The organism is Curvibacter sp. GW821-FHT09D12 (genome assembly GCF_059416245.1).
On record NZ_JBWKOU010000003.1, the window covers coordinates 1 to 17,566 of the forward strand.

Genomic DNA, 17,566 nt, shown 5'->3' on the forward strand with positions numbered 1-17,566 from the left:
CGGCTGCGATCTTCAAGCGATTTTGAGCGGTGCCTGCCGCTCTCAAAAGGCCACCTTCGGGTGGCTTTTTTCATGGCTGGCGCCGGTCTTCAGCGCTGCGGTGGCGGCCCCGAGGGGCGGGCCGGACGGCAGGCCAAGGCCCCCGATGTGCTGGAGCTGCTGGCATTGCTGCTGCCCGGCGGGCCCTCAGGCGGGCTGTCGCAGGTGCCGCTCAGGGTCTCGTTCTGGCGACCGGTGAAGCTGCAACTGGCGCCTGAGGTCTTGCCTTTGCAGGCGGCAACGGCCTCGGCAGGGGGGCCGCCACGCGGGGGGCCACCCGCGCCGTCCGAGGGTTGTGCCTGCACAGTGCTGATGCAGGCCAGGCTGAGTGCCATGGGGAGCCAGATGGGGATGGGTTTCAAGGTGCATGTCCTCCGTGTTGAAGGCCTCATGCTGCCGGTGTCATGTGGCGCCTTGTTGGCTTGTGGATGGCTGGACGGTAAAGCGCAGGCGGTTTGAAAATCAGGCTGCGCAAGTCGGTTTTGATCGTTTGCTGGGACAGTGTGTGGTTATCATATGAATCAAATAAATTGATTCAAAAAATACAAAAAAACACGATAAATGAAATTCCATGTCGCGACCCGCACAGGGAGGCCATTGACCTCCCGCACGGGGGCAAGACCGCGATGAAATTGGGGTGCACGTCCTGGCCGTGCAAGGCATTTTTCTTTGTTCTTATGGTTACAGTTGATGTTGGCCGGCTCGCTTCGCGACCGTGCGGCACCGGCCCTGAATTGCGAGGAGTTGGCAGATGCGTGTACAGCAGGTGATCCTGACGACAACCCAAGATTGGGCCTCCTTGGAGGCTTTGCGCGCGCTGGACCCGGACGCCCTGCTGGTGTTCGGTGCAGTGTCCTGGTTTGAGCAAAGCGGCCTGTACCCGGCCCTGCGCGAGCGCTTCCCGCAGGCCCGCTTGCTCGGCTGTTCGACCGCCGGTGAAATTTCGCGCGATGGGGTCTCCTCGGGGGCCTGTGTGGTCACGGCCCTGAAGTTCGATCGCACCCGGCTGCGATGCATCACATTGCCGGTGCCCCGCATGGAGGACTCCTTCCCGACGGGCCAGGGCCTGGGCCAGGCGCTGGCGGCACCCGATCTGCAGGCCGTGCTGGTCTATGGCCCGGGCGTGGCCATCAACGGCAGTGCACTGGTGGCCGGTTTGACCCAGGGCCTGGGACGGCCGGTGCCGATCACGGGTGGCTTGGCCGGGGACGACGGTGCTTTCGAGCGCACCTGGGTGATGGGCGACGAAGGCGTGTCCGATCGCAATGCCGTGGCGCTGGGCCTGTATGGCAGCAGCCTGCTGTTGGGGCATGGTTCCTACGGCGGCTGGCTGCCTTTCGGGCCGGCCCGGCGGGTGACACGCGTGCAGGGCAATGTCTTGCAAGAGCTGGATGGTGAACCTGCTCTCACCATCTACAAACGCTATCTCGGTGACCATGCCAGGGATCTGCCCGCCTCGGGCCTGCTGTTTCCATTTCTGATGGAAGACACCAGTTCCAGCGCGGGCGGTTTGATCCGGACCATCCTGGGGGTGGACGAGGTCACGGGCAGCTTGATTCTGGCCGGCGAAGTGCCGTTGGGGGCGCAGCTCAAGTTGATGCAGGCCAGTACCGATCGCCTGATCGATGGGGCTGAACACGCGGCCGAGGCCGCGCTGGCCCTGACGCCGCCGGCCGATGAGCTGGCCATTCTGGTGAGTTGTGTGGGGCGCAAGCTGGTCATGGGCAGCCGCGTTGATGATGAAGTGGAGGCGGTGGGCGATGTGCTGGGGCCGCGGCCCGTGCTGACAGGTTTCTATTCCAATGGCGAAATCTGTCCCGTGGGCGAAACAGGGCCCTGCCAACTGCACAACCAGACCATGACCATCACCACGATGGCTGAAGCATTGGAGATTTGATGCACCGTGGACTCCGGCGCCAACTGAAGCGCCAACTTGGAATCGATGACGAGCCGTCGTGGGAGGCCTGTCTGGCCCAGTTGCAGGGCTTGGCGACCGGCTTGCCTGCGCCGCTGGCACAGGTATTGAAGGGGCTGGGGCCTTTGATTCAGCAGGTAGACGAGGCCTATGATCAATACGAGCGGGATCTTGAGCTGCGCACCCGCAGCCTGATGCTGAGTTCTGACGAAATGGACGCCGCCAACCTGCGTCTGCGCCAAGAGCTTGCCAGCCGTGACCGGGCCATTGAATCGTTGCACACCACCGTGCGCAATCTGCTGCCCGACGTGGCGGATCAGGTCAATGTGGACATGAGCCTGGAGTCGCTGTCCTCGCTGCTGCTGGACCTGGTCTCTCAGCGGGAGGCCAGTCGGCGTGAGCGCGACAACCAGCAATTTGCGGTGGACCAGCATGCCATCGTCAGTGTCACCGACCTGAAAGGCGTGATCCTGCATGCCAACGACAAGTTCTGCGAGATCAGCGGCTATCGCCGTGACGAGTTGGTGGGGCGCAATCACCGCATCGTGAAATCGGGGCTGCACCCGGCATCGCTCTATGAGTCTTTGTGGCACACCATCTCGGGCGGCCAGGTCTGGAAGGGCGAGCTGTGCAATCGGGCCAAAGATGGCTCCATCTACTGGGTGTCGGCCACCATTGTTCCGTCACTCGATGCCGATGGAATGCCCTACCAGTACGTGGCGATCCGCACCGACATCACGCGCCGCAAGCAGATCGAAGCCTCGCTGGCCGAGGCTGCCAGCCGCCTGGAACTGGCCACCAGTTCGGCAGGCGTCGGGGTCTGGGGTTGGGACATCAACACCCACAAACTGTGGCTGGACCAGCAGATGGCCCGCCTGTTCCAGATCGATCTGGACCATTTCAGCGGCGATTACAAAGACCTGGCCCGTCGCCTGCATCCCGACGACCGTGAGGCGGTGGCCGAGGCCTTCGCCCAGGCCCTGCGCAATGGCAAGGGCATGCGCATCGAGTTCCGTGTGATCTGGGCCGATGGCAGCGAGCGTTACCTGCGCTGTGCCGCCACCCTCACACGCGACAGCGACGGGCGATTGGCCCAGATGGTCGGCGTCGACTTTGACATCACCAGTCTGCGGCTGGCCGAGCTGGAGATGCGTGCGGCCAAAGAGCAGGCGGAGGCGGCGAACCGCTCGAAGAGCGAGTTCTTGGCGAACATGAGCCATGAGATCCGAACGCCGATGAACGCGGTGCTGGGGATGTCGCACCTGCTGCTGCAGACGCCGCTGGACCGCAAGCAGACGGACTACGTGAGCAAGATCCAGCACTCGGGGCAGCACCTGCTGGGGATCATCAACGACATTCTTGATTTTTCGAAGGTGGAAGCGGGCAAGCTCGACGTGGAGCACATCGAGATGGACCTGGAGAAGGTGCTGGAGAACGTGGCCAACCTGGTGGGGGAGAAGGCGCAGGCCAAGGATCTGGAGTTGCTGTTTGATGTGGCGCCGGATGTGCCCACGCTGCTGGTGGGCGACCCGCTGCGGCTGGGGCAGGTGCTGATCAACTATGCCAACAACGCGGTGAAGTTCACGGAGCGTGGCGAGGTGACGATCCAGGTGAGAAAGCGCGAGGAGAGCGAAGGCGAGGTGTTGCTGTACCTGGCGGTGCGGGACACGGGCATCGGGCTGAGCGAGGAGCAGAAGGACAGGTTGTTCGAGAGCTTCCAGCAGGCGGATTCGTCGACGACGCGCAAGTACGGTGGCACGGGGCTGGGGCTGGCGATCAGCAAGCGGCTGGCGGCGCTGATGGGGGGCGAGGTGGGGGTGGAGAGCGAGCTGGGCCAGGGCGCCACGTTCTGGGTCACCGCCCGCCTGCGCAAATCCACGCAGTTGCCGGTGCTGCATGAGCCGCTGCCCGACGTGCGTGGCAAGCGGGTGCTGGTGGTGGACGACAACCCCCGCGCCCGCGCGCTGCTCAGTCAGCAGCTCACCACATTGAGCTTTCAGGTGCTTCAGGCGGGCACGGCCACCGAGGCCCTGGCCTTGTTGGGCCAGAGTAGCCCGGACAGCAACATCGATCTGGCCTTTCTCGACTGGAAAATGCCGGACGTGGCCGGTCTTGACCTGGCGCGCCAGATCCGGGCACAGGGCCGTGCCGGCACGCCCCGCCTGGTGCTGGTGGGTGGGCATGGGCGTGAAGATCTGCGGCCCGCTGCGCGCGAGGCCGGCATCGATGCCCTCATCGTCAAGCCCATCAATCCGTCCCTGTTGTTTGACACCCTGATCAGCCTGCTCGGCTCACCGGGTGGCGCGCGTCGGCGCCAGCGCCGGGCCCAGGCCCATTGGGCCGGCACCAGCCAGGACCTGTTGCCGGTGCGCGGTGCTCGCGTCCTGCTGGTCGAGGACAACGACCTCAACCAGGAGGTGGCGGCGGGCATTCTGCGGCTCGCGGGCCTGATGGTCGACATCGCTGGCAACGGGCAGATCGCCCTCGACAAGGTGGCCCAGAACCCCTATGACCTGGTGCTCATGGACATGCAGATGCCGGTCATGGATGGCATCACCGCCACCCAGGCCATTCGCCAGCGCGAAGAGTGGCAGCACATTCCGATCGTGGCCATGACGGCCAATGCGCGAGACAGCGACCGCGAACGCTGCCTGCAGGCCGGCATGGTCGATTTCGTGACCAAACCCATTGAGCCCGAAGAACTGGGGCGCGTGCTGCTGCGCTGGATTCCAGACAAATCGGGGGCGGGGGAGGGCACAGACACTGACGATCGGGCCTCGACCGCTGCCCCCACCTCGGCGGGGGGCAGCGGTGCCACCGAAGCCCCTTCGCTGCTGGATCGGGCGGTGCTGCAGATCCCGGGCCTCGATGTGGGGCAGGGCCTGCGCCGCGTGATCGGAAGCATCCCGCTTTACCTGTCGCTGCTGCGCAAGTTTGTCAGTGGTCAGCGCGATGTGCCTGATCAGATCCTGCAGGCCCTGGATCAGCGCGACTGGGAGCGGGCCGAAATCCTGGCCCACACCCTCAAGGGCGTGGCCGGCAACATTGGCGCGACCGGGTTGCAACAACTGGCCACCGAACTCGACGAGCTTGTGAGCGAACGTTTGGATCCCGACGCCGCCCTCGAACTGACCGGGCGACTCAAGTCGCAGTTGACCGTGGTGGTGCACGGGATCGAATCGCAGCTGTCGCCAGCGGCGCCGGCGACGCCGGCTGCCGCACCCGTACCAGCATCGGCACCGGTCGCTGACGAAGCGGCCCGTCAGCAGCGCCTTCAACTCCTGCAGCAACTCGACGCGCTGCTGGCCGACGACGATCCCGACGCGGCCGAGCTGCTGGCGCAGCACACCGAAGTGTTCAAGCGCGAGCTTGGCAGCGCTTACCGTGCCCTGGAGGCGGGCATCCGTGGCTTTGATTTTCCGGCGGCCTTGCAGGCCTTGCGCGGCGCGGCGGAATCATGATGCTGTCCTGCGCTCCGGCTTCGACGCCTTTTCAACGCGACCTGGTGGCCAGGTGCGCGCGTCCCGACATGACTGGTTGTTTCCATGCAAGCTCCTGCCTTACCCCCTGACGAGACCTTGCGGCTGGCTGCCCTGCGCGACACGGGCCTGCTCGACACGCCCCGCGAAGAGCGTTTTGACCGGCTCACCCGCCTGGCCCGCCTGTTGCTGGGCGTGAAGATCGCCGTGGTGTCGCTGGTCGACAGTGACCGCCAATGGTTCAAATCCTGCGATGGGCTGGATGCCAGCGCCACGTCGCGTGACGTGTCCTTCTGCGGGCACACCATTTTGCAGTCTGACATCTTTGAAGTGCCCGACGCCTTGCTGGACCCGCGTTTCGCCGACAACCCCCTGGTGCTGGGGCCGCCGCACGTCCGCTTCTACGCAGGGGCTCCCCTGCATTCGCCCGAGGGCCTGCGCCTGGGCTCGCTGTGCGTGATCCACGATGAGCCTCGCCTGCTCAACCCCGAGCAGCGGCGCACCCTGCGCGATCTGGCCGACCTGGTGGAGCAAGAGGTCAATCAGCAGGTCTTGCGCGAACGCACCGAGGCCTTGCAGCGCGCGCGCTATCTGGGCGAGGTCCTGGTTGACACCCAGGCCTTGTTCATCCGCGATGCCGACCGCTCTTCGGTGTTTGAGAACCTGCTGAGCCAGTTGCTGGAACTCACCGAAAGCGATGTCGGCTTTCTGGGCGAGGTCTACAAGCTGGGCGATGACTTCCCGAGCCTGCAGATCCAGGCCATCCATGGCCTGCAAAGCCACGCGCCGTCCACTCAGTCCATGGACGTCGCCCTGGAGGCCGACCCCTTCAGTGAAGACCTGAAGAGCCTGCAGCGGGTGTTTGCCAGCGTGCTGTCGGACGGTCAACCCCTGCTGCAGGAGCAAGGGACCACAGCCGCGGATGAACTGGTCTGGGGCGACGCCCGGCTCAGTGCTTTTCTGGCCGTGCCCATCCACCATGGCGGAGACCTGGTGGCGCTGCTGGGGGTGGGCAAGCTTCGCAGCACCTATGAGGCAGGTCTGACGGATTTTTTGCGGCCCTTGCTGGTGACCATCGGCCAGCTCATCGAAGCGGCTCGCATCCAGGCCGAGAACACGCGCATCCAGCGCGAACTGACCCGCTTGTCCCGGGTCGCGAGTGAAACCACCAATGGCGTGATCATCACCAACGCCCGGGGCGAGATCGACTGGGTCAACGATGGTTTCACCCGCATCACCGGCTACCGCCTGGAGGAGGTGCGCGGCCTGCGACCGGGGCATTTCCTGCAAGGGGCTGACACCGACCTGGGCACGGTGGCCCACATGCGCCGCTCGCTGCGGGCCGGGCATGGCTTTCGGGTCGATCTGCTCAACTATGCGAAATCGGGCGCGCCCTACTGGATCGACATCAGCTGCAACGATCTGCGCGACAGCGCCGGGGTCTTGCAGGGCTTCATGGCCATTGAGACCGACATCACCGAGAGCAAGCGCGACGAGCAGGCCCTGATCCAGGCCCGCACCGAGGCGGAGGCGGCGAACCGCTCGAAGAGCGAGTTCTTGGCGAACATGAGCCATGAGATCCGAACGCCGATGAACGCGGTGCTGGGGATGTCGCACCTGCTGCTGCAGACGCCGCTGGACCGCAAGCAGACGGACTACGTGAGCAAGATCCAGCACTCGGGGCAGCACCTGCTGGGGATCATCAACGACATTCTTGATTTTTCGAAGGTGGAAGCGGGCAAGCTCGATGTGGAGCACATCGAGATGGACCTGGAGAAGGTGCTGGAGAACGTGGCCAACCTGGTGGGGGAGAAGGCGCAGGCCAAGGATCTGGAGTTGCTGTTTGATGTGGCGCCGGATGTGCCCACGCTGCTGGTGGGCGACCCGCTGCGGCTGGGGCAGGTGCTGATCAACTATGCCAACAACGCGGTGAAGTTCACGGAGCGTGGCGAGGTGACGATCCAGGTGAGAAAGCGCGAGGAGAGCGAAGGCGAGGTGTTGCTGTACCTGGCGGTGCGGGACACGGGCATCGGGCTGAGCGAGGAGCAGAAGGACAGGTTGTTCGAGAGCTTCCAGCAGGCGGATTCGTCGACGACGCGCAAGTACGGTGGTACGGGGCTGGGGCTGGCGATCAGCAAGCGGCTGGCGGCGCTGATGGGCGGCGAGGTGGGGGTGGAGAGCGAGCTGGGCCAGGGCGCCACGTTCTGGTTCACCGCCCGCTTGGGCAAGAGCAGCGAGCAACGCAGCCTGCCTCAGCCAGAGCCCGATCTGCGCGGCAAGAAGATGCTGGTGGTGGACGACAACGCCCGTGCCCGCGAAATCCTGTGCCAGATGCTGCGCCAGCAGACCTTCGTGGTGCACGAGGCCGCCTCGGGCGAAGTGGCGCTGCAGCTCATTCAGGAGCACGACGACAACACGACTCCCTTCGAGCTGGTCTTTCTCGACTGGAAGATGCCCGGTCTCAATGGCCTGGCAGTCGCCGACCAGTTGCGCCGTCAGGCGCTGCGCAAGGTACCGCCTTGCGTGCTGGTGGCAGCCGACAACAGCGATGACATCCGCATGGAGGCCTTCGGTGCAGGTGTGAACGCCGTGATGCTCAAGCCCGTCAACCCTTCGGTGCTGTTTGATACGGTCATGCAGGTGCTGGGCAGCCGCACACTTCGCAAGGTCGCCTCCGCCGTGGCTGCCTCGCGCGAGATGGGGCAGAGCCCGCAGCCGCAAGCCCTTGAGCGCCTGCGCGGTGCCCGGGTGCTGCTGGTCGAAGACAACGACATCAACCAGGAGGTGGCGGCAGGCATGTTGCGCCTGTCGGGTCTGCTGGTGGACATTGCCGAGAATGGCCAGGAGGCCATCGACCAGATCCGCCGCAGCGAGTACGACATCGTGCTGATGGACATGCAGATGCCGGTCATGGACGGCGTGACCGCCACCCAGGAGATCCGCAAGCTCGACGAGTACCAGCACGTGCCCATCGTTGCCATGACGGCCAACGCCCGGCAGACCGACCGCGAACTGTGCCTGACCGCCGGCATGGTCGACTTCATCACCAAGCCCATCGAGCCCGATGAGCTTTGGCGAGCCCTGCTGCGCTGGATTCCGAGCCGAGGCGAGGCCGAGGGCACGCGCCCCGCCGAGGTCACCGAAAGCCGCGGCGGCCTGGTGGGAAGTGCCGTGCTGCAGATCCCGGGCCTCGATGTGGCGCAAGGCCTGCGACGTGCCATCGGCAACATCCCTCTGTACCTGTCCCTGTTGCGTCGTTTCGTGGCCGGCCAGCGCAGCGTGGGCAGCGAGATCCAGGCCCTGGTGCAGGTCCAGGACTGGAGTGCCGCCGAAATGGTGGCCCACACCCTCAAGGGCGTGGCCGGCAACATTGGCGCGCATGGGCTGCAGGCGCAGGCCGGCCGCCTCGAAGAGGCCTTGCGTGAGCCGGCCCGGCGCCCGGATGCGCATGCTCAGGCCGCGCTGCTGGCTCGCCAGCTGGCCGAGTTGATTGCCGGCATCGAGGCCCAACTGAACCCGCAGCCGCTGGCGGCAGCGGCGGGCGCCGCCACCCAGGTGGCACCGGCGCCAAGGACCCCGCTGTCTGCCTCAGAGACCGCTGCCGGTGCATTGCTCGCCAGCCCCGACACGAATCAAGAGCGCCCCGTGGTGCTGGTGGTGGACGACACGCCCGAGAACCTGTCGTTGATGAGCGCCGTGCTCAAGGACCACTACAAGGTGCGTGTGGCCAGCAAGGGCGAGCGCGCCTTGCAGATCGCCCAAGCCACGCCAGCCCCCGACATCATCCTGCTGGATGTGATGATGCCCGAGATGGATGGCTACGAGGTCTGTCGCCGCCTCAAGCAAGACCCGCGCAGTGCCCACATCCCGGTGCTGTTCCTCACGGCCAAGACCGACATCGAATCGGAGTCTGCGGGCTTCAAGGTCGGCGGTGTGGACTACATCGCCAAGCCCATCAGCCCTCCGGTGGTGCTGGCGCGGGTGCAGGCGCAGTTGCAGCTCAAGCGCATGGCGGATTTTCTGCGTGACAAGAACGGCTTTCTCGAAGAAGAAGTGGGCAAGCGAACCCGCGAACTGTCGGCCATGCAGGACGTCACCATCCTGGCCATGTCCTCGATGGCCGAGACCCGTGACAACGAGACCGGCAACCACATCCTGCGCACCCAGCGTTATGTGCGCTGCCTGGCCCAGAAGCTGCAGTCTCTGCCCAAGTACGCCACCGTCCTGACCGACGCCTACATCCACCTGCTGTACAAGTCGGCGCCCTTGCATGACATTGGCAAGGTTGGTATTCCAGACCGCATCCTGCTCAAGCCTGGCAAGCTGACCCCGGAAGAGTTCGAGATCATGAAAACCCACACCACGCTGGGTTATCAGGCCATCGAACGCGCCGAGAAATCCATGGACATGCACCTGCCTTTCCTGCAGCCAGCCAAGGAAATCGCCCTCTACCACCAGGAGAAGTGGGACGGTTCGGGCTACCCCGAGGGCCTGGTGGGCGAGGCGATCCCGCTGTCGGCGCGACTGATGGCGATTGCCGATGTGTATGACGCGTTGATCAGCCGGCGCGTCTACAAGGGGGCCATGAGCCACGAAGAGGCCATGATCATCCTGCGCCAGGGGCGAGGCACGCACTTCGATCCCGAGGTCTTCGATGTCTTTCTGGACGTCGAGTCTGACTTCCGTCGCATTGCCATCAGCCTGTCGGACGAGGATCACTGACCGCAGCGAGGCAGGGCAGGGCGGGTGCGTTTTCTGAGGATGCAAATTCGGAAAGCTTTGTTGGCCTGAGTGCGGGCCTCCGGTGCAATCAGGACTTCGGCCGCTGGCCGCCACCTGCATCGGAACCCACCATGAGCGCACCTGCCGCCCCACCGCCCCGTCAACTGCACCTCAACCTCAATGCCCTGCACTCGGGCTTTCTGCCCTCGGCCTGGCGCGTGGCCGAGGCCGACCCCAAGGCCTTCATCGATGTGCAGCATTACATCCGTGCCGCGCAACTGGCGGAACTGGGCACCTTTGACGCCATCTTCCTGGCCGACAACGCGGCCATCGTCGACCAGATCGATTTCCGCCCCATCACCGCACTCGAGCCCACCGTGCTGCTGGCCAGCGTGGCGGCGGCCACGCGCCGCATCGGCGTGATCGGCACCGCCTCCACCAGTTACAACGAACCCTACAACATCGCCCGCCGCTTTGCCACGCTGGACCACGTGAGCGCTGGCCGCGCCGGCTGGAACATCGTCACCACGGCCGACCTGCCGTCGGCCCGCAATTTCGGGCGCGATGCAGTGCCCGAGCACGCCCAGCGCTACCGCAGGGCTGCTGAATTCACCGAGGTGGTCAAGGCCTTGTGGGACAGCTGGGACGACGACGCCTTCGTGGGTGACAAGGCTTCGGGCCGCTTTGTCGACACTGACAAGGTGCACCCGATCCACCACCAGGGCGAGTTCTACTCGGTGCAAGGTGCGCTGAACCTGCCGCGCAGCCCGCAAGGTCGCCCGGTGCTGGTGCAGGCCGGCGGATCGGCCGACGGGCGCGAACTGGCGGCCCGGCATGCCGAGGCGGTGTTCTCGGCCTCGCAATCGTTTGAAGAATCCCTGGCCTACGGTCGCGAGCTCAAAAGCCGTGCCGAGGCCCTGGGTCGTGGCCCAGACGCTGTGAAAGTGCTGGCCGGCCTGACCACCATCATCGGCAGCACCGAGGCCGAAGCCCTGCGCCGTCGCGATGAACTGGTCGACCTGATCCCCTGGCGCTACAGCCTGAACCGCCTGGCAGGCACACTGGGCATCAGCGCCGACCGCCTCAAGCTCGACGAGCGCCTGCCCGACAACCTGCCGCTGCCCGGTGGCGGCAACGGCAACCACACCTTCTTCAACTTCGTGCGCGCCCTGGCCACCCGCCACAACTACACCGTGCGCGAGCTGATCCGGGCCCTGGCCGGCGGCGGCGGTCACCGCGTGATCGTGGGCACGCCTGAGCAGATTGCCGATGACATCGAGCACTGGTTCCGCGCCGGGGCCGCCGATGGCTTCAACCTGATGCCCGATGTGCTGCCCGGCGGCCTGCAGGATTTTGTCGATGGCGTGGTGCCGCTGCTGCGCCAGCGCGGCATCTTCCGCCACGCCTACGAAGGCCGCACCCTGCGCGAGCACCTGGGCCTGGCCCGGCCGGCTGTGGCGCGCGACCCGCGCCTGCAAGCCGCCTGAGATCTCGCTCGGCAGGGGGTTCCCCTGCAATTTTTTGACCGCAGCGGAGCCTTGGGCTCCGCTGTTGGCTTGGCCACGCATTTTCAACCCACCCCACCTATCCCACATGAAGCGCAGAACCCTTCTTGCCCGCGGCGCCTTGAGCCGCCTCGCCGTTCCATTGGCATCCTCTTTGGCCTTGATGGGCATCCTTCAGGGCCCGGTGCAGGCCCAGACTCCCAAAGCCGCGAACGCGGCCAAGCCCGCCGAACTGACCCCCGTCAGCGGCGGTGTGCTCAACGTGGCCGTGTCGCCCGAGCCCACGCTGTTGACTTCGGCCTTCATCACCACCATGAACATCGGACAGGTCTCCAGCAAGGTGCTTGAAGGCCTGGTCAGCTTTGACCTGAATCTGCAACCCGTGCCGGCGCTGGCCACCTCGTGGCAATTGTCGGAAGACGGCCTGACCCTGCGCTTCAAGCTGCGTGAGAACGTGAAATGGCACGACGGCAAGGATTTCACCTCGGCCGACGTCGAATACACCCTGCTCAATGTCTGGAAGAAGCTGCACCCCTTCGGCCGGGCCGCCTTTGCCAACGTCGAGAAGGTCGATACGCCTGACAGGCACACCGTGGTGATCCACCTGTCTTCGCCGGCCCCCTACCTGCTGAACTACATCAACAGCTACGGTGCCCAGATCCTGCCCAAACACCTGTACGCGGGCACCGATGTGCTGAACAATCCGGCCAACCTGGCCCCCGTCGGTACAGGCCCCTTTGTGTTCAAGGAATGGGTCAAGGGCAGCCATGTGCGGCTGGAACGCAACCCCAACTACTGGCAAAAGGGCCAGCCCTACCTGCAGGGCATCGTGTTCAAGTTCATCCCCGACGCCGCGGCCCGCGCCGTGGCCCTGGAGGCGGGTGAGATCGACGTGGCCCTGGGCTCCAGCATCCCGCTGTCCAACCTGGAGCGCTTCAGCGACACGGCCAAATGGACCATCAACCTGGACGATGGCCGCTACCTGTCGACCATCTTCCTGACCCAGTTCAATGTGCGCCGGCCCTACCTGAGCGACAAACGCGTGCGTCAGGCCTTCGCCCATGCCATCGACAAGAACGCGCTGCTCAAGGTGGTGTTCTGGGGCTATGGCAAGCCCGCCACCGGACCCGTGCCCTCGTCGGTGGTCAACTACTACTCGCCCGACACCCGCCAGTACCCCTATGACCTCAAAAAGGCCGAGGCCTTGCTCGATGAGGCGGGCTTTCGCAAGGCGGCCGATGGCAAGCGGCTCAGGGTCACGCTCGATTACGACGGCGGTGGCGGTGCCCGTGAGGCCGAATTCATCCGCCAGTCGCTGGCCCGCATCGGCGTCGAGGTGGTGCTGCGCGGCGGCGACACGGTCAGCTACCTGCGCCGCATCTTCACCGACCAGGACTACGACCTGATGATCTCCAGCCTGCACCGCCTGCCCGACCCCACCCTGGGCGTGCAGCGCTTGTTCTGGACCCGCAACATCATCAAGGGCGCCCCCTGGACCAATGGCTCGGGTTACTCCAACCCCGCCCTGGACAAGATCATGGAAGCCGCCGCCGACGAAGCCAACCCGGCCCGCCGCAAGGCCCTGATCACCCAGTGGCAACAGATCGTGCAAGAAGACCTGCCCGTGCTCGACCTGATCGAACAGACCTGGGTCACCGTCTCCACCGCGCGCTTCCACAAGACCGTGGCGCAAGGGGATGGCCTGTTTGCCTCGTATGCCGATGCCTGGTTGCAGCCGGTGGCGGGCAAGTAGGGCGGCTGCATTGCCAGTGCCATCCAGGGGCATTTCCGGATAAGCCCCTGGCCATCGGCTTCAGCGCTCAGCATTTAGGAGCGGCCGCCCATCTTTGATGGGCTCGAATCGCTTTTGTTGAATTTTAGAATTTGAAATCACGCATCAATCAAAACGCACGCCTATTTAGAGGCCTGTTGTGTTTTTTGGACATGCTTGGTTTATCGGTTTCTAAATTGCGGAGGCGATCAATGCTTTATTTCTATGCTTGTTCCCGTCTCGACGGCGAACGTATAGCCAACCGGTCAATCGTGACTGCAATCAAAGGAATAGCATGTTAGTCACGCAGAAATATTCAGACACTCTGATGTCTCTTGCAAGCAATAGAGCGAGGGAGCCAGCGCAGAGTTGCTGAATGCTCGTTAACATGAGAAAAATAATATTTTTCATATTGATTTCAATCTCTGGCTGCGCGGCCTCTCTTGAATCCATCCTGCTGGAGCGCGTTCAAGCTTTGCCGCTTAATTACAGAATCATAAAAACCTGTGGAGACTGGAAGGTAAAAAACACGCATGGCTATTACCGCCTTGTCGTTGCTGATGTTGATGATGGGGCAGGCAGTGAGGTCTATGTGCAATGGATCGCAAATCCGACGTTGGAACAAAAATCAAAGTTGATCAAGACGTTGGCGTTTTCTGAGTTGAATGACGATCACTCGCAATACCTGATTCAGACTGCTGATTGTGAAAAGAAAGGGGTTGGTGTGTATGTCACTGTAAAGGCTTTGTATGAGCACGATGAGAAAAACCTGCTCCACCACTTTTCAATCAAACTCATTGATATTGGCAAATACGAGTTACGTGAAAAATAAAGTGCTAGAAATATTTTTTGGCGCTGGTATATTCAAGGACGAAGTGCAACAAAGATGAGCAGCGTCTTGGTCAAAGGATCTTGCTCGATATTAAAATTTATCCTGCTCCTGGGATGTCGCTAGTGTCAAAAAATGACCAATTTGTGCAGTGGTGTTGGCTGTAATTAAAAACTTATTTGATATCTATTTGCTCATGCATTCAGGGGGGTTAAATGCCGGTGGTTGTTCATAAGAAAGGTATTTGCAATGCGGATTTTCAATATTTTTTTGAGACTTTCATTCCTTTGATAAGACCTCTTTCAAATCGACTTGATGTGGATGAGAATTTTCTATTGGCACTTGTTGCATTTGAGAATGCATGGGGTCGAGATGAGCATAACAAGTGCTTGCATAATATATTTGGATTGACTCATGCTGGCAAGGCAAATATGAGCTTTGTCAGCTATGAAGCTTGTGTTTTATATTTTGAAAGCACATACCGATCTTTTTTGTTTGGTTGTAGAACAATGTCTCAATTTATCGAGGCCATGAAGAAGATAGGCTACAACACAGTCAATCCAAAATATTATGAAAATTTTCAGGCAGTATATAGATCGGTTTTGGCGCGCAAGGCGCAATGTGTGGCGATAAAATGAGGTGTTTAATAAAATGGATGGCGCTGGCGCTCATCGGTGTTCAGCTATCCCTTTCCGCATCGGCGTCATCAGCTGATGCTGGTTGGTTGCAAAAACAAATCTCTACTTCGGAGGTGGTGGCTGGCAACTACCACAATGAAAGTTTTGGTTTTAGTGTTCAAAATTTACCAGGACTGGTTGCGTATGGAGCAAGATCTCCTAACCCGGATCATGGTATTTTTTATCTATTGGGGAATCGTCGACGGGTTTCGATATGGGCTGATCATGATGCCCTCCTGCTGGGGGGGTTGGCGGGGCAGAAAAAGTCATTCATTGATGAGTGGGGTGTCAAAGGGGCCTTCTTCCAAAAATACCTGTTAGCTAATTCTGTAGCCAGCCTACTCAAGGGTAGGGTTGCGGATGAGCCTGTTTATGCGATTCTCCAATACAGAAATGAAAGTGGTGGCATACTCTATTATCTGGTGTTGCAAACCGATAGAATTCATCAAGAAGATGATTTGGCTATCTTTAGAAAAATAGCAAGCAAATTTTCATTGCAAGGTGTCCCGCAATGAATGAGAGTGGGTTAGTTTTTTGCACTGCGTGGAGAATTTCTGTAGCACGAAAAAGAAAGCCTGACTTCTTGGTGTATGAACTCTCACGGAGGCTTGGCCCCCTGTGGGGAGCGTCAATCAAATTAATTAGTTGCCTGAGAATTTGGTCCACTCGTGGATCACTTCATAGTTGAGCCACAGATTATTCAAAAATCTGATCCACTGTTATTCAGGTGAGGCAATGAAGCAAGCCAAGGGGATGCCACCAGTGTGGTGATTCATATGAAAAGAAAAGTGTATTTGTACCCGATCGATGAAAAAGGCAAGAGACTGCCCACCGTTCGTGTTCCGGGCTTGATGATTCGACGCCAACAAGAGGATGCGGCATTTGAAAAATGAAGAAATACTTGTTTTGGATCCTGATGGGTGCCACAGGCCTGGCGATAGGGGCTAGCCATCAGGCCCCGCCAGAGAGCCAAATGATCAGGGAGCTCTCGCGTCGCAGTCACTTGTCTGAGGCCGATTTGAAACAGCGTCTAGAGGATTGTGATGCCAGCCAGGTCAACACAAATTTTTGTGCTGACCGTGACCGCATTGCTGCAGAAATCACTCTTAAGCATGTGATTTCGGACTGGGAAAAGAGACGAGATTCAGCGTGCGAGAAATCTGAAAAAAGAGAGTTTGGCCATGGATCGATGAAGTTGACAGCTTTTTCGATTTGCGTGACTGCAGAAATAAATCGACTGATTCAACGGCCTGAAGCCGGGAAATAGAGGTGTGCTCAGAATCACTGCGTGATTGGCTTCCTACACCGATCGCCAAAGCACAGTGACGCAGGTGCAGGCCAAGCCCGTGAGCTTGGTGCTGCCCTTTTCAAGGCTGCCTCAAAACAACCCGGTCGTCGGCGGCGCCGTCCCGCTCAGATGCCAGGCCCCACTGGCGGCGGCCTTCCATTGGCGCGGGTTGTGGTTGGCCACGGTGCGGGCATTGCGCCAGTGGCGATCCAGGTTGACGTTGCGGTCGGTGGCCGAGGCGCCGCCCACGTCAAAGGCCAACTCGGAGGCCTTCAAGGCCGCATCAGCCGCAAAGTACTGGGCCTGGGCGACTTCGATCGAGGCCTGGGTCAGGGTGCTGTTGCTGAGTTGGTCGGCCCAGGCGGCGTCAATCGCGTCGGCGGCGCGCAGCACGGTGGCCTCGGCGGCATAGGCCTGGGCGGCCATCTGGCCCACGGTCTCTTGCACATAGGGGTCGTCCACCGAACGGGTGGCGGTGCTGTGGCGGATGGGGCGGGCCTTGTGGCGGGCAAAGGCCACGGCATCATTCAGGGCGTTGCGCGCGATGCCGGCCTGCACGGCGGCCAAGAACAGTTGGAACAGCGGTGCAATCGGGCTGCGCCGGTCGCGGGGGAACGAGTTCACCCGCAGCTCTTCGGCGCGCACCAGCACGTCGTGAAAATGCGTGCTGCCGCTGGCCGTCAGGCGCTGGCCGGTGGTGTCGAAGTCGTCCACCATCTCCAGCCCAGGGCGGTGCCGCGGCACCGTGAAGGCCACCTCGCGGCCTTCCTCGTTGAGGGCCAGCGAGCCGATCCAGTCGGCGTACAGGGCGCCGGTGCTGTAGTACTTGCTGCCGCTGATGCGGTAATGCTCACCCTCGCGGCGCAACTGGGCGGTGTTGGCGCCATGGGCGCCCCCGCGCTCCAGCCCGGCATTGCCGAAAATCTCGCCAGCCAGCAGGCGCGGGAACCAGCGCCGCTGCTCGGCCTCGGTCCCGCCATAGAGCAGGCTGTCGACGGTGCCGAAATTGGGTCGCAAGGCCTGGGCCACGTTCGAATCCGCCGCCGCCAGGTCGATCACGAAGCGGATCACATCGTGCACCGAGGCGCCTGGCCCGCCCTGGGCCTTGGGGATGCGCCAGGTCAGCAGGCCGGCCTCGGCGATGCGGCGCACCAGGCCATAGGGCAGTTCGCGTTGGCGCTCGCGTTCGGCGGCGCTGGCGGCGATCTCGGGCAGCAGGGCCTGGGCGCGGGCGTGCAGGATGGCGGCATCGGCCGCCGGGGGCAGGGCGCGGCCCAGTGGGGCCGGGTGGGGGTTGACCTGGGTGTCGTTGTGCTCAGCGGTGGCGGTGCTCATGGGACA

11 protein-coding genes are annotated in these 17,566 nt (G+C 62.2%); 9 read left to right on the plus strand and 2 right to left on the minus strand.

Annotated features, from left to right (window positions below):
• Positions 1 to 89 precede the first annotated feature (89 nt).
• Positions 90 to 401, minus strand: coding sequence for a hypothetical protein (locus AC07PT_RS04990; RefSeq protein WP_494655968.1), 312 nt, complete (start codon positions 399 to 401; stop codon positions 90 to 92).
• 389 nt (positions 402 to 790) lie between these two features.
• Between AC07PT_RS04990 and AC07PT_RS04995 the strand changes: the two genes are divergently transcribed.
• From AC07PT_RS04995 to AC07PT_RS05035, 9 genes are all read left to right on the plus strand, one after another.
• Positions 791 to 1,936, plus strand: a complete 1,146-nt coding sequence (locus tag AC07PT_RS04995; protein ID WP_494655969.1) for an FIST signal transduction protein — start codon at positions 791 to 793, stop codon at positions 1,934 to 1,936.
• Positions 1,936 to 5,415: a PAS domain-containing hybrid sensor histidine kinase/response regulator gene (locus AC07PT_RS05000; protein WP_494655970.1), complete on the plus strand. Its 3,480-nt coding sequence runs from the start codon at positions 1,936 to 1,938 to the stop codon at positions 5,413 to 5,415. The genes AC07PT_RS04995 and AC07PT_RS05000 overlap by 1 nt, the downstream gene beginning before the upstream one ends.
• An 84-nt stretch (positions 5,416 to 5,499) precedes the next feature.
• Complete coding sequence (locus AC07PT_RS05005) at positions 5,500 to 10,155, plus strand: response regulator (protein WP_494655971.1); 4,656 nt, start codon at positions 5,500 to 5,502, stop codon at positions 10,153 to 10,155.
• A gap of 131 nt (positions 10,156 to 10,286) precedes the next feature.
• Positions 10,287 to 11,642 carry an LLM class flavin-dependent oxidoreductase gene (locus AC07PT_RS05010; RefSeq protein WP_494655972.1) on the plus strand — a complete coding sequence of 452 codons (1,356 nt, stop codon included), beginning with the start codon at positions 10,287 to 10,289 and terminating at the stop codon, positions 11,640 to 11,642.
• Between the two features lie 106 nt (positions 11,643 to 11,748).
• Positions 11,749 to 13,413: an ABC transporter substrate-binding protein gene (locus AC07PT_RS05015; protein WP_494655973.1), complete on the plus strand. Its 1,665-nt coding sequence runs from the start codon at positions 11,749 to 11,751 to the stop codon at positions 13,411 to 13,413.
• Positions 13,414 to 13,807: 394 nt separating this feature from the next.
• Positions 13,808 to 14,263 (plus strand): hypothetical protein, encoded by a 456-nt coding sequence (locus AC07PT_RS05020; RefSeq protein WP_494655974.1) that lies wholly within the window; start codon positions 13,808 to 13,810, stop codon positions 14,261 to 14,263.
• 212 nt (positions 14,264 to 14,475) lie between these two features.
• Positions 14,476 to 14,898 (plus strand): glucosaminidase domain-containing protein, encoded by a 423-nt coding sequence (locus AC07PT_RS05025; RefSeq protein ID WP_494655975.1) that lies wholly within the window; start codon positions 14,476 to 14,478, stop codon positions 14,896 to 14,898.
• Between the two features lie 17 nt (positions 14,899 to 14,915).
• Positions 14,916 to 15,452: a hypothetical protein gene (locus tag AC07PT_RS05030; protein WP_494655976.1), complete on the plus strand. Its 537-nt coding sequence runs from the start codon at positions 14,916 to 14,918 to the stop codon at positions 15,450 to 15,452.
• A gap of 374 nt (positions 15,453 to 15,826) precedes the next feature.
• The gene (locus AC07PT_RS05035) at positions 15,827 to 16,204 is read left to right on the plus strand and encodes a hypothetical protein (protein WP_494655977.1); all 378 of its coding nucleotides are present in this window, start codon (positions 15,827 to 15,829) and stop codon (positions 16,202 to 16,204) included.
• A gap of 111 nt (positions 16,205 to 16,315) precedes the next feature.
• Here the strand turns inward: AC07PT_RS05035 and AC07PT_RS05040 are convergent, their stop codons facing one another.
• On the minus strand, positions 16,316 to 17,560 hold the full coding sequence (locus AC07PT_RS05040; RefSeq protein ID WP_494655978.1) for an acyl-CoA dehydrogenase family protein: 1,245 nt from the start codon (positions 17,558 to 17,560) through the stop codon (positions 16,316 to 16,318).
• Positions 17,561 to 17,566 lie beyond the last annotated feature (6 nt).